The organism is Occallatibacter sp. (genome assembly GCF_049802275.1).
Classification (GTDB): Bacteria; Acidobacteriota; Terriglobia; order Terriglobales; family Acidobacteriaceae; genus Telmatobacter.
In genome coordinates this window covers 1-3395 of record NZ_JBARMD010000438.1, presented here as the reverse complement: position 1 = coordinate 3395, position 3395 = coordinate 1, and the positions used below count along the sequence as shown (strand labels likewise).

Annotated in this window: 4 protein-coding genes; all 4 read left to right on the top strand. The window is 54.4% G+C overall.

Annotated features, from left to right (window positions below):
* On the top strand, positions 1-366 hold a 366-nt coding region (locus tag WA354_RS15310), incomplete at its 5' end, for a lysylphosphatidylglycerol synthase domain-containing protein (protein WP_472813888.1).
* A 225-nt stretch (positions 367-591) separates the two neighbouring features.
* Complete coding sequence (locus tag WA354_RS15305; protein WP_472813887.1) at positions 592-1191, top strand: hypothetical protein; 600 nt, start codon at positions 592-594, stop codon at positions 1189-1191.
* A gap of 44 nt (positions 1192-1235) precedes the next feature.
* Positions 1236-1925, top strand: coding sequence for a hypothetical protein (locus WA354_RS15300; protein ID WP_472813886.1), 690 nt, complete (start codon positions 1236-1238; stop codon positions 1923-1925).
* Between the two features lie 11 nt (positions 1926-1936).
* The coding region (locus WA354_RS15295; RefSeq protein WP_472813885.1) for an alpha-amylase family glycosyl hydrolase at positions 1937-3395 on the top strand (1459 nt) is incomplete at its 3' end.

The window sequence follows — 3395 nt, the reverse complement described above, 5'->3', positions numbered from 1 at the left end:
CTGATCTTCAATCTTGTGTGGCACATGCTGGCAATCCTGGAGGTTTACGTCATTCTGCGGTTTATGGGAGCAAAAGTCGCCATAAGCGGTGCTTTCATCGTGGAAGCGCTGACCAAGGTGATCAATCTCGTGGGTGTCCTGAATCCGGGCAACTTCGGGACCTACGAAGGTGGGAGCATGCTCATTGCAAAGATGTTCGGTGTGACGAGCACCACAGGGTTGACGCTGGCATTGTGTCGACGTGCGCGCACCGTCTTCTGGGCAGGGATCGGAGCCATGTGCATGATCGCTATGAAGAAGGCTGAGGCTCCGAGGGCAATAGCCGCGAATCTCGATCCGGCAGTACAGCCGTCCCACGGTGAATAAGGCTGCGCGATGCTCTTATGCAGGGAACAAGCGATCTTCGAGCCGGCCTAAGCATGACCAGATTGGGTCCGCGGGCCGGTCACCGGGCACGGTCTCATAGTGCTGTGCCACGTTTATTGCAGAACCACAACATAGGAAATGATTTGACTCTGAGATGAGTTCGGCAAGTGGCGTGCCTACATCATCTCGACTTCTCGTACTTTCGAGGAGCTGTTCACAAATAAGGTGTCGAGCGCACTTTGCCGCTGCGCCCGCGAATACCACGAACCAAGCGGCTTAGGAGTTCTGTCTATGATGAAGAATTGTGCATTGCTCGTGATTACGTTCGCGATGCTCGCATTTTGCCCACTTGGTCATGCTCAAGGTCAGGAACCCACTCTTGACTCTACTATCGCAGTAGTGAGGGCCAATATGCAGGCGGACAGGACCACCTTCGTCACAACAATAATGAATTTCAGCGACAAAGATGGCGCCGCATTCTGGCCGATCTATCAGCAATACGAATACGAACGATCCAAGCTGGATGATCATCGTGCTGCCGTCATAAAGCAGTACGCCCAGAAGTACCCGAACCTAACCGACGCCGAGGCCAAAGCGATGGCAGACCAAATGTTAGACTGCGAATCTCATCTGGCTGCGTTGAAGAAGAAGTACTACAAGAAATTCAACAAGGTTCTTCCGGCCCTCACAGTGACGAAGTTCTTTCAGTTGGATCGTCGAATCGATCTGATGATGGATATGCAAGTCGAGTCTTCACTTCCTCCGCTTACGCAGGCACAGTACACCTTGCCGGTAAGTAGCGGGGCAGAGCCGCCTCAGCAATGAGGCACGCTGGTTTTCGACCGCGATTCTCATCCAGGGAGCACTCGGTGTCTAGCATCATGAAACGGCCAGCGATCATCGTGGCAGCGCTAATGTCGGCAATTGTGGCATTGGCGCAATCGCAACGCGAGAGAGAGGCTTTGTCCGTACAAGGCTACCAAGGGCAGGCAAGCGTCATTCGATACCAGGGGCGCGTGTTCGTGGATGCAGAAGCACTTGCGCAAATCACGAACGGGTCGCTGAGTCTTGGCAAGAACAGAATTATTCTGACGCTGCCTGGTCCGGACGGTTCATCCTCGAACGGCGATGCTCCCACATCAAGTTTCTCACGCCCTTTCATAAAGGCGGCTGTCGAGGCGATGGCGTCAATCAGAGAGTGGGGTGGAATGCTCATAGTGACGGTCCAAGATGGATATCCCGTGGGAAATTCCATGGCAGGAAACACGATTGTCGCATACCAGGGTCGAGCCGCCGACAGTGTTGCACTAGCCTCCGCAGCGGCATCGACCGCCTCGGACTCTCGTGGACTTGAGTTGTTGCAGAACGAGTTCAACAACGTGCAGGTCTGGTCCGACAAATTTGTCGAAGCTAGAAAGTCGATGAGCGCGGCGAACCTGACGGTCTCTGAAGGAGCACTCAAGAACGATGAGGAAGCACAGAAGATGCTCCGGTGTGGTCAATTCCTGGCGCAGATGTTCGCTGGCGGTACTTTCCAGGATGATGCGGCGTGTCATTAGCTTCTTAACACGTGAAAAACACATTTCCCCAATCCATTTCGGTCAGCGACTTCGTATCTGACGCAGCCCCCGTCTCAGCAGAGTCGCCGCAAAAACCTCGCCCGTGGGCGCACACTGAGGGGCTTCCATTGCCGCTGGGGGTTACCTGGATCGAGGAAGACCAGGCCTTCAATTTTGCGGTGTGTGCTGAACATGCCGAGAGTGTGGAACTGTATCTCTATTCCCCTACCGATTTGGCAAAGCCGGTTTTGACATTTCAGTTCGATCCTATCCGCAATAAATCGGGGCGGATCTGGCACTGCAGGATCCCACTCGATCAAACATGCGATGGCCGCTATTACGCTTACTCGGTTTCAGGACAAGCTGTTGCCGGGCTCAACGGCTTCGATCACGATAAGGTTCTTCTCGATCCGTATGCGAAACGAGTTTTCTTCCCTCCGGGGTTTGATCGCAAGCGCGCTATGAAGCCAGGCCCCAACCATGAAAAGGCTCCGGTTGGAGTCTTGCCGAGACAACCGGCTGCTTTCGATTGGGCTGCAGATCTCCCGCCCCGACCCGAATCGGACGCGATCATCTACGAACTTCACGTAAAGGGGTTCACCAAGAATCCCAATTCTGGTGTACATCCCTCGCGAGCCGGCAGCTATGCCGGATTGATCGAAAAGATTCCGTACCTGAAGGACATCGGGATCACGGTCGTCGAACTCATGCCCATATTTCAGCGTGATCCTCACGAGGGTGACTATTGGGGATACATGCCTCTGAACTTCTTCGCACCTCATGCACAGTATGCATCGGGTGTTGATGACGATGGGCAACATCTTGAGTTCAAGAATATGGTCAAGGCTTTGCACAAAGCCGGAATCTTCGTCGTGCTGGATGTTGTGTACAACCATACCTGTGAGGGAGACCACGTCGGCCCTACCTACAGCTTCAAGGGTTTCGACCCCTCGGGCTATTACATGCAGTCCTCCGACCCGACCAACCCGTACGCCAATCACTCCGGCACCGGCAATACGTTGAATTTCAGCCAGCCGCACGTGCGCAAAATGGTTATGGACAGCCTGCGGTACTGGAAGAACGAGATGCACATCGACGGTTTCCGCTTCGATCTGGCATCGGTTTTCAGCCGCAATGCCGATGGATCACTGAATTGGGGTGATGCTCCCATATTCAGCGAAATCGCCGCCGACCCGGAGTTGGGTCGATTGGCTTTGATCGCAGAACCTTGGGACGTGGGTTGTTACCAGCTGGGACGTGGATTTCCGGGCACGACCTGGCTGCAATGGAACGCGCGCTATCGCGACGACATCCGCCGTTTTGTGAGGGGCGATGCGGGAATGGTCCCGGACCTTATGCGTCGTATCTACGGCAGCGATGACTTGTTTCCGGACAGCCGCGAGCATTCCTATCATGCCTTCCAGACCCTCAACTATATTGATTGCCACGACGGCTTCACACTCTATGATC